Annotated in this window: 15 protein-coding genes; 11 read left to right on the plus strand and 4 right to left on the minus strand. The window is 62.0% G+C overall.

The features are described 5' to 3' along the window. The first annotated feature begins 3 nt into the window (after positions 1 to 3). From M2A_RS08250 to M2A_RS08280, 7 genes are all read left to right on the plus strand, one after another. On the plus strand, positions 4 to 1152 hold the full coding sequence (locus tag M2A_RS08250; protein ID WP_045445654.1) for an acyl-CoA dehydrogenase family protein: 1149 nt from the start codon (positions 4 to 6) through the stop codon (positions 1150 to 1152). Positions 1153 to 1167: 15 nt separating this feature from the next. Next, a complete protein-coding gene (locus M2A_RS08255; protein ID WP_045445656.1) occupies positions 1168 to 2211 on the plus strand; it encodes an acyl-CoA dehydrogenase family protein in 1044 nt (347 codons plus the stop codon). Positions 2212 to 2260: 49 nt separating this feature from the next. Beyond that, positions 2261 to 2932: a nitroreductase gene (locus M2A_RS08260; RefSeq protein ID WP_045445658.1), complete on the plus strand. Its 672-nt coding sequence runs from the start codon at positions 2261 to 2263 to the stop codon at positions 2930 to 2932. 123 nt (positions 2933 to 3055) lie between these two features. Beyond that, a complete protein-coding gene (locus M2A_RS08265; protein ID WP_052379317.1) occupies positions 3056 to 3406 on the plus strand; it encodes a PepSY domain-containing protein in 351 nt (116 codons plus the stop codon). Positions 3407 to 3430: 24 nt separating this feature from the next. After that, a complete protein-coding gene (locus tag M2A_RS08270) occupies positions 3431 to 4102 on the plus strand; it encodes a response regulator transcription factor (RefSeq protein ID WP_045445660.1) in 672 nt (223 codons plus the stop codon). Further along, the gene (locus M2A_RS08275; protein ID WP_045445662.1) at positions 4092 to 5513 is read left to right on the plus strand and encodes an ATP-binding protein; all 1422 of its coding nucleotides are present in this window, start codon (positions 4092 to 4094) and stop codon (positions 5511 to 5513) included. Before M2A_RS08270 ends, M2A_RS08275 begins: the two co-directional genes overlap by 11 nt. Positions 5514 to 5622: 109 nt before the next feature. Beyond that, a complete protein-coding gene (locus tag M2A_RS08280) occupies positions 5623 to 6087 on the plus strand; it encodes an RT0821/Lpp0805 family surface protein (protein WP_045445665.1) in 465 nt (154 codons plus the stop codon). Between the two features lie 64 nt (positions 6088 to 6151). On the opposite strand, the gene M2A_RS08285 is transcribed toward M2A_RS08280, so the two are convergent. Next, positions 6152 to 7516, minus strand: coding sequence for a YhjD/YihY/BrkB family envelope integrity protein (locus tag M2A_RS08285; RefSeq protein ID WP_052379318.1), 1365 nt, complete (start codon positions 7514 to 7516; stop codon positions 6152 to 6154). A 137-nt stretch (positions 7517 to 7653) separates the two neighbouring features. Here M2A_RS08285 and M2A_RS08290 point away from each other — a divergent pair, with 137 nt between their 5' ends. Beyond that, positions 7654 to 9093: a hypothetical protein gene (locus M2A_RS08290; RefSeq protein ID WP_045445668.1), complete on the plus strand. Its 1440-nt coding sequence runs from the start codon at positions 7654 to 7656 to the stop codon at positions 9091 to 9093. Positions 9094 to 9114: 21 nt separating this feature from the next. Here M2A_RS08290 and M2A_RS08295 read toward each other — a convergent pair whose 3' ends face one another. Then, the gene (locus M2A_RS08295; RefSeq protein WP_045445671.1) at positions 9115 to 10134 is read right to left on the minus strand and encodes a D-cysteine desulfhydrase family protein; all 1020 of its coding nucleotides are present in this window, start codon (positions 10132 to 10134) and stop codon (positions 9115 to 9117) included. Between the two features lie 14 nt (positions 10135 to 10148). Then, on the minus strand, positions 10149 to 11351 hold the full coding sequence (locus M2A_RS08300) for a CaiB/BaiF CoA transferase family protein (protein WP_045445674.1): 1203 nt from the start codon (positions 11349 to 11351) through the stop codon (positions 10149 to 10151). A 215-nt stretch (positions 11352 to 11566) separates the two neighbouring features. On the opposite strand from M2A_RS08300, the gene M2A_RS17310 reads away from it, so the two are divergent. Then, a complete protein-coding gene (locus tag M2A_RS17310) occupies positions 11567 to 13363 on the plus strand; it encodes a sensor histidine kinase (protein ID WP_052379319.1) in 1797 nt (598 codons plus the stop codon). On the opposite strand, the gene M2A_RS08310 is transcribed toward M2A_RS17310, so the two are convergent. Then, positions 13360 to 15555, minus strand: a complete 2196-nt coding sequence (locus M2A_RS08310; protein WP_045445677.1) for an acylase — start codon at positions 15553 to 15555, stop codon at positions 13360 to 13362. The two genes, M2A_RS17310 and M2A_RS08310, sit on opposite strands and share 4 nt — an antisense overlap. Positions 15556 to 15713: 158 nt before the next feature. Between M2A_RS08310 and ccmI the strand changes: the two genes are divergently transcribed. Beyond that, entirely contained in the window at positions 15714 to 16598 is an 885-nt protein-coding gene (ccmI, locus tag M2A_RS08315) for a c-type cytochrome biogenesis protein CcmI (protein WP_052379320.1), read from the plus strand. Between the two features lie 87 nt (positions 16599 to 16685). Next, on the plus strand, positions 16686 to 17615 hold the full coding sequence (locus tag M2A_RS08320; protein ID WP_045445680.1) for a chitosanase: 930 nt from the start codon (positions 16686 to 16688) through the stop codon (positions 17613 to 17615). Positions 17616 to 17643 lie beyond the last annotated feature (28 nt).

Consider the following 17643-nt stretch of genomic DNA (forward strand, 5'->3'; position numbering starts at 1 on the left):
GCCATGCAGGAATTCCGGTTCGATCTATGCACGCTGCCGCCGGAGGCCGAAGCGCTGCGCAAAGAAGTGCGCGCCTTTCTGGCCGACGAGCTGAAAGACATGCCGGCGGTGACGCGCGCGCAGACCTGGATGGGCTTCGATGCTGAGTTCAGCCGCAAGGTTGGCGAGAAAGGCTGGATCGGGCTTACCTGGCCGAAGAAATATGGCGGCCATGAGCGCAGCGCCTTCGAGCGCTATGTGGTGCTGGAAGAAATGCTTGCCGCCGGAGCGCCGGTGGGCGCGCATTGGATCGCCGACCGGCAAAGCGGGCCGCTGCTTCTCAATTTCGGCACCGAAGAACAGCGCCAGATGCTGCTGCCGGAAATCGCCAAGGGCACCTGCTTTTTCTGCATCGGCATGAGCGAGCCGGATTCAGGCTCCGACCTTGCCGCAACGCGCACCCGTGCGGAAAAAGTGGAGGGCGGCTACAAGGTCAACGGCACGAAGCTGTGGACCTCAAACGCCCATAAAGCCCATTACATGATCGCGCTCTTCCGCACGCATTTCGATCCCGACAATAAACATGCCGGGCTCACGCAGTTTCTCGTCGATCTGAAAACGCCGGGCATCACGATCCGTCCGATCACGGATCTTGCGGGCAATGCGCATTTCAATGAGGTCGTTTTCGAAGATGCTTTCGTCCCGGACAATATGCTGGTCGGCAGCGAGGGCAGCGGCTGGGGCCAGGTGACGGCGGAACTGGCCTATGAGCGCTCGGGACCGGAACGCTATCTTTCAAGTTATCTCCTGCTGCAGGAAATGGTGGGCGAGCTGAAAGCGCGCGGCGACAGCTCCGCCGATGCGGAGATCGGCCGTCTCATTGCCGAGCTCGTGACCTTGCGGCAAATGTCGCTCTCCGTCGCCGGGATGCTGGAAGCGGGCGAGAACCCGGCGCTCGAAGCCTCGGTGGTCAAAGACCTCGGCGCGATTTACGAGCAAGGCCTGCCGGTGAAAGCCCATGAACTTCTGGGCGGCGAGCCGCGCCTTGCGGGCGGCAGCGATTATGAAGAAGTGCTGGGCTATCTTGCACAGGTCGCGCCTTCTTTCTCGCTGCGCGGCGGCACACGGGAAATCCTGCGCGGGATCATCGCGCGCGGGCTTGGTTTGCGCTAAGGGCAGGGGACGGACATGAACGAGTTGCAGACCATACTTTCCGATACCGCGAACCGTTTGCTTGCAGGCCGCATCACCCGCAAGGTGCTGGAAGCGGCGGAAGCGGGCGAGTGGCAAGCAGGGCTCTGGCAGGCGCTGGAAGAAAACGGCCTGCCGCGCGTTCTCGTGCCCGAAAGCGACGGCGGGGCCGGCGGCGGCTGGGCGGAAGCGAGCATCGTTTTGAAGGCGGCCGGACGGCACGCCGCGCCCGTGCCGCTCGGCGAGACGATCCTGGCGGGCTGGCTGCTTGCCAAAGCCGGGATCGGGATGCCGGACGGGCCGGTGACGCTTGTCGGCGCGGGGGCAATGATTGAGAAAGGAAAAATCAGCGGCAAGGCGCCGGGCGTGCCTTATGCCCGCCATGCAAGCCATGCCGTTATCCTTCACGCCAAGCCCGATGCGCAATCGACAAAGATCGCGCTGGTGGCGCTTAAAGACGCGGCCATCGAGGAGGACGTCAACCTGGCGCGCCAGCCGCGCGACACGGTGGTGTTTAGCGGCGAGGAAGCTGCCGAGAGCGGGGAGATTCCCGGCCTTGTGGATGTGAAACTTTGGGGCGCGCTGCTGCGGGCCTGTGAAATGAGCGGCGCGCTTTCCAGCCTTTTGGAGCAGACCGTGCAATATGCGGGCGAGCGCAAACAGTTCGGCAAGCCCATCGGCAAGTTTCAGGCGATTCAGCAACAGCTTGCGGTTTTAAGCACCCATGTAGCTGCCGCGAATGTGGCCGCCGCCCATGCTTGCGCTGCTGCCGACAAATACAGTGAAAAGGGAAGCGCGCGCTTTGAAATCGCGGTCGCGAAAATCCGCGCCGATGAAGCGGCGAACCTTGCCACCGGCATTGCTCATCAGGTGCATGGCGCCATCGGCTTTACCTACGAACACAGCCTGCATTTCGCAACGCGCCGGCTCTGGAGTTGGCGGGCGGAATTCGGCAGCGGGCGGGACTGGGCAAAAGAGCTTGGCCATGCGGCCATCGAGCGCGGCGGCGCGGCGCTCTGGCCCTTCGTGACGGCCCGCTAGGCGGAAATTTTCGGCACTCACAACCACCATTACCGATTGGGGATTTGACATGAATGTTTCCGAAGCGCTTGCGACGCGCATTACCTGCCGCGACTTTCTCGACACGCCCGTGCCGCCCGAAACCGTGCGCAAGATTTTGGAAAACGCCAAACGCGCACCCTCCGGCGGTAATCTGCAACCCTGGAACGTCTGGGTGCTGGGCGGCGACCGGCTGAAGGAATTCAAGAAACTGATCGCCGAAAAACTGCCGCAGAACCCGGCGGGCGAGGGCACCGAATACGACATCTACCCTAAAGGGCTGAAAGAACCTTACCGCAGCCGCCGCACTCAGTGCGGAGAAGACATGTACGGCACGATCGGCGTGGCGCGGGAAGACAAGACCGGACGCATGATGCAGTTCGCGCGCAATTTCGATCTCTTCGGCGCGCCGGTGGCGCTCTTCTTTGCGATGGACCGGCAGATGGGCTATGGCCAATGGGCCGATCTTGGCATGTTCATGCAGTCGATCATGCTGAGCGCGCGCGAAGAAGGCCTGCACACCGCCCCGCAGGAGGCCTGGGCGATCTGGTACAAGACGCTGGGCGAGTTCCTGAACATCCCGGAAGAAATGATGCTCTTCTGCGGTATGGGGCTCGGCTATATGAACGAAGAAGCGCCCATCAACACGCTGCGCACGGCCCGCGCGCCGCTCGAGGAATTCGTCGTTTTCGACGGAATTTGATCGCGGGAAAGACCGGCGGCGGGTGATCTTTCCTTGCACCCGCCCGCCGTCTCCTGAAAACTGAATGCCATGAAACGAGGGTATTCATCGCCGGTTCACGCGCGCCGGGCTAGAACTGGCGCCATGATGACACGGGCTCCCATATCGCTTCTGGCACTGGCCGCGCTCCTGACAGCGCTGGCGGGGCCTTTTGCGGCGGGCAGCGCGGCGGCGGACCCCTTCCGCTCGAATTGGGCCAACCCCCATGCAAGCCAGGACGATGCGCGCGAGGGCGTGCAGTCGGGCCGGCTTGTCTCACTCGATAAGGTGCTGGGGCGTGTGCGCGCGCAGGTGCCGGGCCGGGTGCTCGATGCGGAGCTGACGCAAGGCCGCTCGCCGATTTACCGGATCAAGATTCTCTCGCCGAGCGGCGGGGTCGTTCATGTCATCGCGGATGCGCGCACGGGTGATATCCTGCGCGTGCAGGGACGGTAAGCCGCGGGCTGAAGGAGACGGCATATGAGACTGCTTGTTGTGGAAGACGATGAAACGCTGTGCCGGCAATTGAAAGAAGCGCTGGAGGATTCCGGCTATGTGGTCGATACCGCCCATGACGGCGAGGAAGGCCATTTTCTGGGCGATACCGAGCCTTACGATGCGGTGATTCTCGATCTCGGCCTGCCGGAAATGGACGGCGTGACGGTGCTGGAAAAATGGCGCCGCAACAGCCGCAATTTCCCTGTCCTGATCCTGACCGCCCGCGAGCGCTGGTCGGACAAGGTGGAAGGCTTCGATGCAGGCGCGGACGATTATGTCACCAAGCCTTTTTATACCGAAGAAGTGCTGGCCCGCATCCGCGCGCTTTTGCGCCGCGCGGCGGGCCATGCGACAAGCGAGCTTGAATGCGGCGAGCTGCGCGTCGATACGCGCGCGGCCCGCGTGACCTTGAGCGGGGAGCCGGTGAAACTCACCTCGCTTGAATACCGATTGCTGGCTTATCTCATGCATCACCAGGGCCGGGTCGTCTCGCGCACCGAACTTGTCGAGCATCTTTACGATCAGGATTTCGACCGGGACTCGAACACGATCGAGGTTTTTATCGGGCGCCTGCGCCGCAAGCTCGGCAAGGATGCGATCGAAACCGTGCGCGGGCTCGGCTACCGCCTTTCCATGTCGCAAGATGCGGCTTGATCTGAACAGTCTTTCCTTTCGCCTGATCGCCGCTGCGACGGTGTGGATCGGGCTTTTTCTGCTGCTGGCGGGCATTGGCCTCACCTCGCTGTTCCGCCAATCGGTGGAGCGCAGCTTCGACAGCAATCTGGAAGTCATGCTGGACGGGCTTGTCGCCGTCGCCGAAATTTCGCCCGAAGGACGCATCTCGCTTCAGCGCACCCCTGCCGAAACCCGCTTCGACCGGGCTTATTCGGGCTGGTACTGGCAGATCACGCCGCTCGATAGCGCCGCCGTCATCGAGGCGGTGGAAGAAAATGAAGGCCCGGACAGCGAAGTGATGCGCTCGCGCTCGCTCTGGGACATTACGCTGCCGCTCAAACGCCTCGCTGCGCTTGAAGAAGACGATGAAGGCGGGCTCCGGCGCGGTTACATGGCCGGGCCGCAGGATCAGCGTCTGCGGGTGCTGGAGCGCCGGCTGGCGTTGCCGGAAAATCCGCGCGTCATTTCTTTTGCGCTGGCCGCCGATACCTCAAGCATCGACGCGGAAGTGGCGCAGTTCAACGGCTTTGTCATTGGCGGGCTTTTCATGCTGGGCGGCGGGCTTGTCATTGCGCTGGTGATCCAGGTGCGTTTCGGCCTGCGCCCCTTGGAAAATGTGCGCACCGCCTTGCGCGATATCCGCACCGGGCGGCAAACACGGCTGCATGGGGATTTTCCCGCCGAGATCAAACCGCTGGCGGACGAGCTGAACAGCTTGCTCGATTACACGACGGACGTGCTGGAGCGCTCGCGCACCCATGTGGGTAATCTCGCTCATGCGCTCAAAACACCGCTCAGCGTGCTGACGAACGAAAGCCGGCGCTCGCAGGGCGCGCTGGCCGGGCTCGTTGAGCGGGAAGCGGCCGCCATGCGCGAGCAGATCGACCATCATCTCTCCCGCGCGCGGGCCGCCGCCTCCGTGAGGGTGCTTGGCGCTTTCACCCCGCTCGAACCCTTGATCGAGCGCATGGAGCGCACGCTTGCCCGCATCTATCTCGATAAGAACCTCTTGATCGAGGCGGAGTGCGAGGCAGGGCTCGCCTTTCGCGGGGAAGCGCAGGACATGGAGGAGCTGATCGGCAACCTGCTCGACAATGCTTGCAAATGGGCGGCGCGGCGGGTGCGTATTCATGCCAGCGGGGCGGCGGGGGACGGGGACACATTAACGCTTTGCGTCGATGACGACGGGCCGGGCCTGAGCGGGGAAGAGCGGGAAAAAGCGCTGGGGCGCGGACAGCGCCTGGATGAGCGAAAGCCGGGGTCGGGGCTCGGTCTTTCCATCGTCAAGGACATCGCGGCGCTTTATAACGGTGCCTTTACGCTGGAAGAAAGCCCGCTCGGGGGGCTGCGCGCCCGGCTCGTTCTGCCGCGCGCCAAGGCGGAGAGCTGAGGGCGGGAACCTGAACCGGGTATGAACGTTCTATTCACACCAGACATAGGTCGAAGCGTCTAGTCTTATGTTCGAAGTGCACGGACGCACGGAAAGGACAAGGTGTGAAATGCGCATTCTGAAATATTTCGCGGTCGGCCTCATCGCCATCTCCTTGGGCGCTTGCGCGAACTCGGGGATGGGACCGAAACAGACAGGCGGTACGGTGCTCGGCGCCATTGCCGGCGGGGTGGCCGGCTCGCAGTTCGGCTCCGGCAGCGGGCGGCTGATTGCCACGGGCATCGGGACGCTTCTGGGCGCGGCCCTCGGTAACAATATCGGCCAGAGCCTCGACCGGGCCGACCGGCAATATCTGCACAATGCCTCCTATCAGGCATTCGAAACCGGCAATACCCAGCGCTGGAGCAATCCGCAAAGCGGCCATTACGGCGTGGTGGAGCCGGCTCCGGTTTACCAGTCCGGCAACAATTACTGCCGCGAATATAAGCAGACCATCTATATCGACGGTGAGCCGCAGACCGGCACCGGCACGGCCTGCCGCCAGCCGGACGGTACCTGGCGCATCGCCGGGTAACATCACCGCCAATGAGGCAAGCAGGGCCGCCCGGTTAAACGGGCGGCCTTTGGCTATTCTTTGGCTATTCGGCGGCTTCTTTTTTCAGGGTCTCGGCTTCGGCCAACAGATCGGCCACGGTTGCGGTGCGTTTGAGAATGCTCTGCCGGGCCTCATCGAGGCGGGTGAACAGCCCGTCCACGGCAGGGTCGCTATTGATGTCCATGCTGGAAAGGGCGCCGGCCTGCACGCCCCGGCGCACCGTCTCGATCGCCTCGCCAATATCCGATTGCGCGGCATCGCGGCCCGGCATGATCCGCCCGCCCTGTTCGCTGACGGCAATGAAGCCGGCCTGGTGCAGCGGGTAAATAATCTCCTCCAGCACCCCGAGCGGCACATTGAGCCGGCGGGCAAGCACGGCGGCGGGCCAAAGCCTTCCGCCCTTTTTGAAAGCCCGATGAATGATGACGAGAACCGCAAGCGTGATGCGGTCCGTATCGCGCATGGTCAGACGCGCAACGCCAAGCTCGGGTGAGAGGTGGCGCCGGTTCTGGTAATAGTAAGAGACCGAGCAGCCCGTCAGCAAAATGAGCCAGGCGGCATAAAGCCAGATCATGAAAAAGACGAGGCTGGCGAAAGCCGAATAGATGGCCGCATAGCGCGCCGAAGTGACGACGAAAGTGGCAAAGGCCCAGCCCGTCGCCACCCAGATCAGCCCGGCCGTGAGCCCCCCCAGCAACGCGGCGCCCGGCTGCACATGGGTGTGCGGGATCACCTTATAAAGCAGCGAGAACATGCCCACCATGACGAGATAGGGCATGATGAGGCCGACATATTGCAGCGCCTCCTTGATCGGCAGCACGGTGGCCGCGTCTTCCACGATTTCGGAGGAAACCGCGGTCGCCATGATCCCGAAGGCAAGAAAGAGGGCAAGAGGACCGAGCAGGCCGACGCTGACGAATTCCGTCAATTGCCGGGCAAGCGAGCGGCCCGAGCGTACGTGCCAGATCTCGTTGAAGGCCTTCTCGATCTTCTGCATGGTCGAAACGAGCGTGTAGATCAAAAAGACAAGGCCGACGGAACCGAGCACGGAGATATTGACCTGCTCGACGAAGGCGAGGGTACGGTCGGTGATTTCAGCCCCTTGCGCGCCGAGCGGGGCGAGGAATTCGCGCATCAGGTCGGCGACATGGTTTTGCACGCCGAATGCCTTAAGCACTGCAAAGACGATGGCCAGAACCGGCACGAGGGCGAGCAGCGTCGTATAGACAAGGCTCATGGCCTGCTGGTTCGCCCGGCCCGCCATCAGGTCATGGAGGATCACCCAGGTGATACGCCCGGCAAAGATCGCGGCCCGGAGGGGCCGGTTCTCCTTGGGAAGCTGGCTTTCCCAGATGAGCGTGTGAAGGCGCGAAACAGGGTTGATTTCCGCCAGATCGGGGATGCGCATGGGCGGTCAGCCCTCCATAAGCTCGCCTAACTGTGATTTGGCCGTCATCTTGGCGTCAAGGGCTCGTTAAGTCTAATGATGCTAATCTGCCTAACGGTAGATTAACCAAATTCTGACCGATCGGAAACAGGCTGCGGATGCTGGACGAAATATCGGATGCGGAAAAAGCTTCACGCCTCGGCAGCTATTTGACATCGCTGCCGGCAGGCATGGCGCTCAAATTGCTTTCGGGTGTCGAGCGCGCCGTCGTGGCGGGCGAGGAAGCAGGACTGCCGATCGAGTTTATCCGGCAAGCGGTGCGTCCCATCGCCCGTTCATTGGAAGGGCGCCGCCCCGGTTACGCAACCGCGCAGCGCCGGTTTTGTTTGCCGTTTGAGGGGCTGCTGGTCAACCTGCGCACCGGGCGCAAGATACCGGGGCTGGTGCCGCGCGCGTCCATCAATCCCGTTTGGGAAGTGCTGCGCGCCGATCTTTTGCCCGATACTTTCCCCAGCCTCGTTGAAAACGTCTCCCGCCATATTCTGCACGGCGATCCGGAAGCGCTCGGCGCTTCGCTCAGCGTCATGCGCCAGAGCGCGGCCCGCGCGCTTTTGGAAGCTGAGGCACGGGCCGGCAGCGATCCCGGTTACCGGGAAGTTTTGGACAGACGGCTCGGCGGCGCGCAGGTGAGGGCCGATGCTGTAGATATCGCCCATGCGCTGGCGATCGGCGACGATATTCTAGCACTTAGCGAGAAGTTGCCCGAAACGATCGAGGAATTCGACGAAAGCTGCCTGCGGCTGGTGCGCGAAACCTATGACCGTGTTTACAAAGAGGCCCCCGACCACTCGCTTTACATTGCCTTTGCCGTAATGGGCCGTATGGAGCAACCCTGGCAGATCATGCGCCTTGCCCGTTCGATCGCCCGGCAAAATTCGGACCTCTTGATTGCGCGCACGGATCTTGCCGCGCTTGGCGAGCGGCTGCTCATTCAAAGCGAAGACATCTGCGCGCAGGTTTGCGCCTTGCGGCCCGGCGTCACCTCGCTCGAGCCGATGGCCGAAGAGGTGTTGCGGCTTGCCAATATCTCCAAGGGATTTCGGGAGGAAATCGACCTCGTGCGTTATGGCGCGTGGGAGAAACGGGTTTTCGCGGTGCGCCAAAAAATGAGCACGGCGATCGGCGACCATTTGGCGCGCTTCGAGCGCGATCTGCACGGCGCGCTGCCGTTGCAGCAGGCCGGCGCTTTCGGCAAGGCCGCCATTTCCCGCGCCGACCTTTCCAAACGCATGTCGCTGGAAAAGGCCGAGAAGGTCAGAGCCTCGTTCCGCTTCATGCTGGCGACATGGGCGCGCGCCGATGTGCTGGGCGTTTCGCAGATATACCGCGACCTGCGCCATATTCTGGATACCTATCTGGCGCTCTACACCGAAGCGCTGATCACCGAATTGCGCTTGGCGGCAACGAAGCCGGAGATGGAGCCGCCTGCCGCCGCTTTTGCTGCCGAGCTTTTGGAGCTTCTGGAGGGCGAGGAAGCTGCCGCGCTTTTCCGCCGCCGCGTGCAAGTGGCGCTGCGGGAGACGGTGGGCGCGGCGTAAGCAGAGCGGTTCGAAGGCGGCTCAGCCTGCAAATTCTTCTTCATAAGCAAAAAGACCGGGCATGCCGCCGGTGTGCAGAAAGACGACGGTCTCCTCCGGCCCGATCTCACCTCTGAAGATCATCGCGATCATCGCCGCCATGGCCTTGCCGCTATAAACGGGATCGAGCAGGATGCCTTCGGTCTGCGCCAGAGTGGAAACGGCGGCCTTCATCTCATCAGTCGGCACGCCGTAAGCCTCGCCTAAAAACCCGTCTACGATCTCAAAACGCTCCGCCCCCACCCGGCGCACACCAAGCCGGTCCGCCGTGCGCTCGGTAAGGTCGGTGAGGTCCTCGCGCATTTTCTCCGTGTCGTGCCGGTAGACATTGATGCCGGTGACGCGCACATCGCTTGCCCGCCCGGCAAGACCGGTCAAAAGGCCGGCCTGCGTGCCGAGGCTGCTTGAGGCATGGACAATGCGGGTGAGGCCGATTTGTTTTGCGGCGGCCTGATCGAGAATTTCACCGGCCGCGCGCGCATAGCCGATGGCACCGACCGAGTTCGAGCCGCCAACGGGAATGAGATAGGGCGTACCGTCTGCTTTGCTGATGTTACCCATCACCCGCTCGAAAACCTCCGCCGCATCTGCCGTGCCGTCTTCGATGACAAGATCGGCGCCGAGCACTTTGTCGAGCAGCAAATTGCCCGAGCGCCGGTAAAGCGCGCCCTGATAGGGCACGGTATCGAAAAGGATGAGCGTGCAGGCAAACCCCGCCTTGGAGGCCGCGGCCGCCGTCTGGCGGGCATGGTTGGATTGCAGCGCGCCGGCGGTGATCAGCGTGTCGGCATTTTGCTTGCGCGCCTCGCCCAGAAGATATTCGAGCTTGCGTGTTTTGTTGCCGCCGCCTGCAAGGCCCGTCATGTCGTCGCGTTTGATATAGAGCTGCGGACACGAGCCATTTTCGGCGGCGATGACGGCGCGCAGGTTCATCAGTTCTTGCAGCGGGGTCGGCGCTTCGAACAGCTCGACATGAGGCAGCAGGGAAAAGGGACCGGGCATGAATGCTCCAATGCTTAGATGATGTTTTGCGCGCGTAAGGAGCGGATGTCCTCGTCGCTATAGCCGTATTCGGACAAAATATCGGCGGTATGTTCGCCGAGCAGCGGGGCGCGGTGACGGATTTCACCGGGGCTGCCTGAAAGGCGCACCGGTGTTTCCATGAGCGGCGCCTCGCCGTCGATCCCCGGAAAACCCATGGGGTGCAGATAGCCCATGGCCTTGATATGCGGATCATCGAGCGCCTGTTGCGGGGTATAGACCGGACCGGCGGGAATGCGCGCGGCATCCAGTTCATCGAGCGCGGCGGCAACCGTACGCTCGGCGCACCATTTGCCCATGCGCTCACTCAGCACCTCGCCATTATCCCCGCGCGCCAGATCGTCCTTGAAGCGCGGATCGGTGAGCCAGTGGTCTTCGCCCATGAGTTTTGCCCAGCGTTTGAAAAGCGGCTGACCGATACATTGCACCATAATCCAGCCGTCCTTGGCCTTGAAGATATCGACCGGCCCGGCATAGGGACTGCGGTTGCCGATCCCCTCACGGTTCGTCTGGCGCAGCGACTGCTCGATCAGGTGGAAGTTGAAAAAATTGAGCGCTGTGGCGAGCAGCGCGCCTTCCACGACCTGGCCCTTGCCGGTTTTCTGCCGCTCGAAAAGCGCCGCCATGGTGCCGAACGCGGCAAGCGAGGCGGTGCCGAAATCCACCCAGGGCGCATAGCTTTTCATCGGCTCGTCCGCATGACCCGTAAGATGTGCCGCGCCGCACATGGCCTGCGCAACGCCGTCGAAGCCGACGCGGTTCGAGTAAGGTCCGCCATGGCCGAAAGCGGAGACGGTGGTCAGGATGATGCCGGGATTGATGGCGCTCAAGGTCTCATAGTCGAGCCCCATGGCTTTAAGCGTCTGAGGCGGCAGATTGGCCACCACGACATCGGCCTTGGCCACCATCGCGCGCACGACCTTGCGCCCCTCTTCGCTCATCGGGTCGAGGGTCATGCCGCGCTTGTTCCGGTTGAGCTGCAGGAACATCGTGCCTTCGCCGCCTTCTCCCGCGCCCGCGCCAGGGCGGAAGGGCTGCACGAAACGGTCCTCGCTCCCCTCGCGCTTTTCGACACGGATCACCTCCGCGCCCATATCCCCCAACAGCGTCGCGCAATAGGGCCCGGCAATGTAACGGCCGAAATCCAGCACCTTGATTCCCGATAAAATACCGCTCATTTCCGTCTCCCGGTGCGCTTGTTTCTGAAAACTCAAGTCTTTGGCCGCACTATGCCTGCCAAAAGGAAATATTTCCATTTTCTTTACCTGCCAAAACTAGGCTCGTGCCCGGGTAACCTTGAGTGAGCCCAAAAGGGGGAGGGGAACACTCCGTGAAGGCAAGGCCGACCGCGCCCGCGCCGTCCGCCAAGTCCGAGGGAAACAGGAAACGTCCCATGAATATTTACCGGTGGGACGGTGAGTTTTCGGACAGGCAGGAGGAAGCGGCTTTTTTAATGGCGACATGGAATGTCGTCCTGTCCCGCACGCGCGTCGCCATCGCCGCGGCTGTGATTTTTCTGCTCGCCAGCAGTTCCGATTTTCTACATCACGGTTTTTCGCTCGTTTATTTCGAGCTTTTGGCCGCGCGTCTTGCCGCTTTCACGGTTTGTCTTGCGCCGATCGTGCTTTTCCGCCGCAGCCCGGATTCGCAGGTCTTCTTTTTCGGCCTGACGCTGGGTGAGTTTCTCGTCTTTCTCGTGGCAATGACCGCTCATGCGGTGAACGGGGATGAGCTGGCGCTTGTCAGCATCAGTGCTTTTGCGATCGTCGCGGTGATTTATTTCGGGGTGCCGAACCGGCTGATCTACACAGCGCCCGTCGCCATTCTCTCCAGTCTCATTCATGTGGCGATGAGCTACGGCATATTGGGCGCCAGTACGCCGGAGACCGCGCAATTGATGCTCTCCTGGACGGCGCTCCATATTATCGGTATTCAAACGATCCGCATTTCATCTCAATTGCGCCGTTCCGAACACCGCACCATTCACCAGTACCGTGCCCTGACGACCCGGCTGCGCCGGGAAATGAGCGACCGCTGGCAGGCCGAAGGCGTGGCGCAGCTCAATGAGGAAAATTTCCGCACGGTCTTCCGCGCTGCGCCCATTCCGCTGGCCTTGGTGCGCCCGCAGAACAGCCGGATCATCCAGGCGAACAAGGCCGCGCTCGATCTTTTCCGGATTCCGGAAGACAAGGCGGGCACGATCAGTCTTGCCAGTTTCTTCGGCGACGATTTCAAGCAGCTTGCCGCCATTGGCCGCAATTTGAGCGAGCAGGGCGAGATCGAGCTGAAGCTGAGTTCCTATGAGGGTGATGAAATTTGGGCGCAAGTGGCGGGCGCCGCGATCCGATACCGGGGCGGGCCGGCCATTCTTCTGGGCTTGCATGATGTGACCGAGCGGCGCAAGGAAGCCGAAGATCTGCGTCTTGCCCGCGACCAGGCGACGGCGGCGAACAAATCCAAGAGCGAGTTTCTCGCCAACATGAGTCACGAGCTCAGAACCCCGCTCAACGCAATTATCGGTTTTTCCGAATCGATCGAGCGGGAGATTTTCGGACCGCTCGGTTCGCCGCGTTATCAGGAATATGCCGCCGACATCTACGAGAGCGGCATTCATCTGCTCAACGTCATCAACGACATTCTCGATCTTTCAAAAATCGAGGCCGGACGTTTCGATCTCAGCGAGCATGAAATGGATGTGCGCGCGGTCTTGAACAGTGCCGCGGTCATCGTCAAACCGCGCGCGCAGCAGGCCGGCGTGCGGGTTGAAATCGATACGCCCGATGAAGACCTCTTCCTTTACGCCGATGAGCGCGCGCTGAAACAGGTGCTGATCAATCTGCTCGCCAATGCAGTGAAATTCTCGCTACGCGGCGGGACGGTGCATCTTAGTGTGGAGACGGACGAAACGCATATGCACCTGAAAGTGCGCGATGAAGGCGTGGGCATGAGGCCGGAAGATATTCCCCGCGCGCTTCAACCCTTCACGCAGGTCGATGGTTCGCTCTCGCGTTCCCATGAAGGAACGGGGCTCGGCTTGCCGCTCGCCAAACGGCTGGTGGAGCTGCATGACGGCACGCTCTCCATCGAAAGCGCGCTCGGCGAGGGTACGTCTGTAACCGTCAGCTTGCCGATTTCCCGCCTGGTGAATCAGCCGCTTGCCAGCGACGAAAGTTCGATCGTGATGATCTAGTCTGCGGCAGGGGCGGGTGTGGGCGCAGGGCCGGGCAGAAGGCCAGGCCGGTAACGGGCCTTGATATGCGGCTCAAGCGCTGCTTCCTCGAAGAGCACCGGCTTCATTTCCATCTCGGCAAAGAGCGGAGCCTGATCGGCAAAATGGGGCGAGGCTTCATCGAGCGTTGCCGAGCCGAACTGGTGAATGCTCCGGGAGCTCAAAGCCCCGTCTTCGTCCCATTCGACGAACATGATGTAGGTGTCGCCGGCGCGCGCGGTGAGCGTGCCGTCATCGTTTGGCTCGCCGCCATAAACGGCCCGCAGAATATCCGGCCCGCCATCGAGCGGCAGATCGACCTCCCCGCGCCGCAAACGGTTTAGCTTGCTCCATTCCGGGTCGAGCTTGCCGAAATTCTCCATCAGAACCTCTACGGCATCGGCAAGCGCCTGGCGCAGCGGCGGGGCCTCGGTGCCGCGCAGTTCCGCCATGATGAGCGGCTGCAGGGTGAGGACGCCGAGGGCTGCATGGCGGTTTTCCCGGTCCGTGCCAAGGTCCCAATCGGCTAGATGTTTTTGCGCGGCGACCAGTTCTTCATCGTCGCTGAGATCCATCGTTAAAATGGCGGCGCGGGTGAGCCCCACTTTGGAGGCTGGGCTGTAATAAAGGTCGTATTTATAGGCCGCGAATTCCTCCGCGCTGATTGCCTCGTCGCGGGAAAGGAGTTCCTCTGCCCGGAACGCGCGGTTCGTCATTTCCGTTTCGATGCCCATAAAGGCGGGAAATTGCGCGGGCGAGAGATTGTCCGCCGCCGCCGTGGCGCGGAAAGGCGTGTTGTTGGCGTTGAAGACATAGCCCGATTTCGGGTTGATCAGTTTCGGCACTTCCTCGAAGGGCAGGTAAGTCTGCCAGATGAGGTCCGAGCGGTCGCCGGGCAGATAGGCCTGCCAGTCCCAGCCTTCCGCGCGGTCCGGGAACTGCGCGTTATAGATATAGGCGATATTGCCGTCCTTATCGCCATAGACGTAGTTGATGCTGGGCAGGGCCTGCATCTTCATCGCCGCGATCCATTCATCGAAATTGCGCGCCTTGTTGAGGCGGAAATATTGCTCGGCCTGGCGCAGCTCGTTCATGCCCGCATAGCGGATGGCATAGGCGCCATGGTCGGTTTTCAGCACCGGCCCGTGCTCGGAAAAGAACACATCGCGCGTCACGGTCCAGTAGAAGGGGCCGAAAAGTTTGACCTTGATCTCCGCTTCCTCGCGCTCCAGCTCCTTCCATTCCCCGTCGAGGAGATACTGGTTCTCGTTCTCCGGGTTGAGTGTGAGCACATAGACATCGGCGAGATCGGGCTTGTTGACCGTATTCGCCCAGCCAAGATAGCGGTTATGACCATGCAGCATGAAGGGCGAGCCGGGAAAGGCGCCGCCTGCCACATCCCAGCCTTCTTCGCTTTTCAGCCGCACCTCATACCAGGCAACCGGTCCCTTGTAAGGCTGGTGGGAATTGACGAGAAGGCGCGTGTGCCCGTCATCCGAGCGGGAAGGGGCAATGGCAAAGCCGTTCGAGCCGGTGGGATAGACAGGTTCATCGACAGGCAGAAACGCGGTCTCCGGATTTTTGGAGATCGAGCGTTTGCGCTCCGGCTCAAAGAGTTCCATGAGCTGTTTGTCGAGGCCGTAAAAGAACGGCGTCTTGAAAACGAAGCCGGCGGCAATGTCTTTGCCGGTCATGGGCGCAAGGCCGGGCTCGACTTTTTCGGGGTGCAGAGCGGCGAAAAGATTGATGCCATGGGCATAGGCTTCCAGTACCGCGCGGGTTTCCTCGCTCAGTGCCGTTTCATATTGCGCCTCCACCGTCTCCCAGACCTGGAGAAGGTGAACGATATAATCGGTAACGGCGGCATCAGGGCCCTTCACCGCGCCGAGTTTGCCGCGCGTGGCAATGGCGACTTCCTGAATGGTAGCGAAATCATCTTCGGCATGGGCATAGCCGAGGCCGTAGGCAACGTCGGCATCGCGGGGGCCGTAAATATGCGGTACGCCCCAATTGTCGCGGCGGATTTCAACATCATATTGCCGGGCGATTTCCAGAAACGGGGCCGGGTCCCAGGGCGCCGGGCGGGTTACATGCGCGTGGATCGTAAAAATGGCGCCCGCGCCAAAAACCGTTGCGATCAGCCCCAAGAGGCCGGTCAGTAAAACCCGCTTCATTCCCTCACCCTCGTCCCAAGTTGCAGCGGCCAGCCTCACGCAGACGTGCGCGGGCGGCGAATGGCCGCAGCCTTATCGTTTCTGTTCTTATGCGGGCCTACTATGATGGCCTGCGGACGACCCGTCCAGCAGCAAGGAAAATTGAAAGGACGCATCAAATGCAACTTGCCGCGATCGGCAGTTGGCTGCTTTGGCCTCTTCTGGCGCTGCTCACCGGAGCGGTGCTGCTGTTCGTGCTGCGCCCGCTGCGCCGCTCGCCGCCCGGGCGCGAGCGGAGCGGGGAAACGCTGATTTATGAAGAGCAATTGCGCGAGCTGGAAGCAGACGTAGAACGCGGCACGCTGAGCGCCAAGGACGCCGACCCCTTGCGCCGGGAAATTTCGCGCCGCCTTTTGGCTGCCGCCGACAAAGCGGGCGAGGAGCGGCAGAGCCGGTTCGTCTCGCTGCGCATGCTGAAAGTCATCGGCTTTGCCGCCGTCATCGGGGTGACGGGCGTGACGCTTACCCTTTATCTCGCCCTTGGCCAGCCGGGTCTGCCCGATCAGCCGCAAAAGGCGCGGCTCGAAAAACCGTTGGATGAGCTTTCTGTGCCCGAGCTGGTGGCCCGCCTCGAGCGGCGCTTGCGGGAGAACCCGGAAGATCTGCGCGGCTGGAAGATCATCGCACCCATCTATCTGCAGCTTGGCCGCTACGATGCGGCGATCGAAGCCTATGGCCGCTCCATGCAGCTGGAAGGGCGCACGGCTTTCGGTCTCGCCGGGCTTGCCGAAGCGCTGACCCTTTCCTCCGACGGCGTGGTGGTGCCGCCCGCGCGCCAGGCTTTTGCCGCTGCCCTTGAGCTTGAGCCGGAGCAGGCCAAGGCCCGCTTCTATCTGGCGCTCGGCCAGGCCCAGGACGGGGATGTCGCAGGCGCGCTGCGCGAATGGGAAGCGATCCGCGCCGATGCACCCGAAGATGCGCCCTGGACGGGCATGCTCGATGCCGCCATTACCTCGGCGCGGCGCCAGCTTGACGCGCCCAAGGAAGAGCCGCAGGCCGAATAGCGCCATTTATCCCCGCCCGCCGGTTAAGGCATAGTCTTGCCTGATGCTGAACGAATCGGTGTCAGGCCGGTGTGTAGGGGAGGCTAAATGGGCGAACTGGAAAAACGGACCGCGCAGGCGATCGTCAATATTTTCGAATCCGGCAAGGCGGCAGGCGATTATGGCGCGGTGACGGTGCTGGCAGGCGATAGCGGGCATCTGACCTATGGCAAGGCGCAGACGACGCTGGCAAGCGGCAATCTCTATCTCCTGATCAAGGCCTATGTGGAAAGCGCCGGCGCGCTCTACGCCTCCGCATTGAAGGAATACCTGCCCGCGCTGAAGCGCTGCGAGGCGAGCCTCGACAATGATGCCCGTCTGCGCTGGGTCTTGCAGGAGGCGGGCGCGGACCCGGCCATGCAGGACGTGCAGGACGGGTTTTTCGACCGGGTTTTCTGGAAACCCTCGGCGGACGCGGCCCGCGCCCTTGGCATCAAGACCCCGCTCGGCCTTGCCATTGTCTATGACAGCCATATCCACGGGTCCTGGCGCTATTTGAAAGGCCGGGTGGAAGAAAAGGCGGGCAAAGCGGCGGCCATCGGTGAGAAGCGCTGGATCACCGCTTATGTGGGCGAGCGCAAGGCCTGGCTCGCCGGCCATGACAACCGGCTGCTGCGCCGCACGATTTACCGCATGGAAGCCTTCGAGGAACTGATTGCCTCGGGAAACTGGAGCCTGGCCCTGCCGCTCACCGTGCGCGGGGTGCGCATCGATTCGGATATTATCGATTACCATCCTCCCGTCAGGGTTTCTGCGGAAGGGGCCGAAGAGCGGCTTTTGTTGCTCAAATCGCCGCCCATGACGGGCGAAGATGTGCGGGCGCTGGAAGAGGCGCTGAAAAGGCACGGATATGTGATCAATACGGACGGTGTTTTCGATGAAAATCTGGAACGGATCGTCAAGGACTTCCAGCAGCTCGAAAGACTGACCGCGGACGGGATCGTGGGGGCCTCGACCCGCGCGGCCCTGGGGATATAACAAGGAGGGAGCTTTAAAGGCGGTAAAG

This window comes from Tepidicaulis marinus, assembly GCF_000739695.1.
Taxonomy (GTDB): Bacteria; Pseudomonadota; Alphaproteobacteria; order Parvibaculales; family Parvibaculaceae; genus Tepidicaulis; species Tepidicaulis marinus.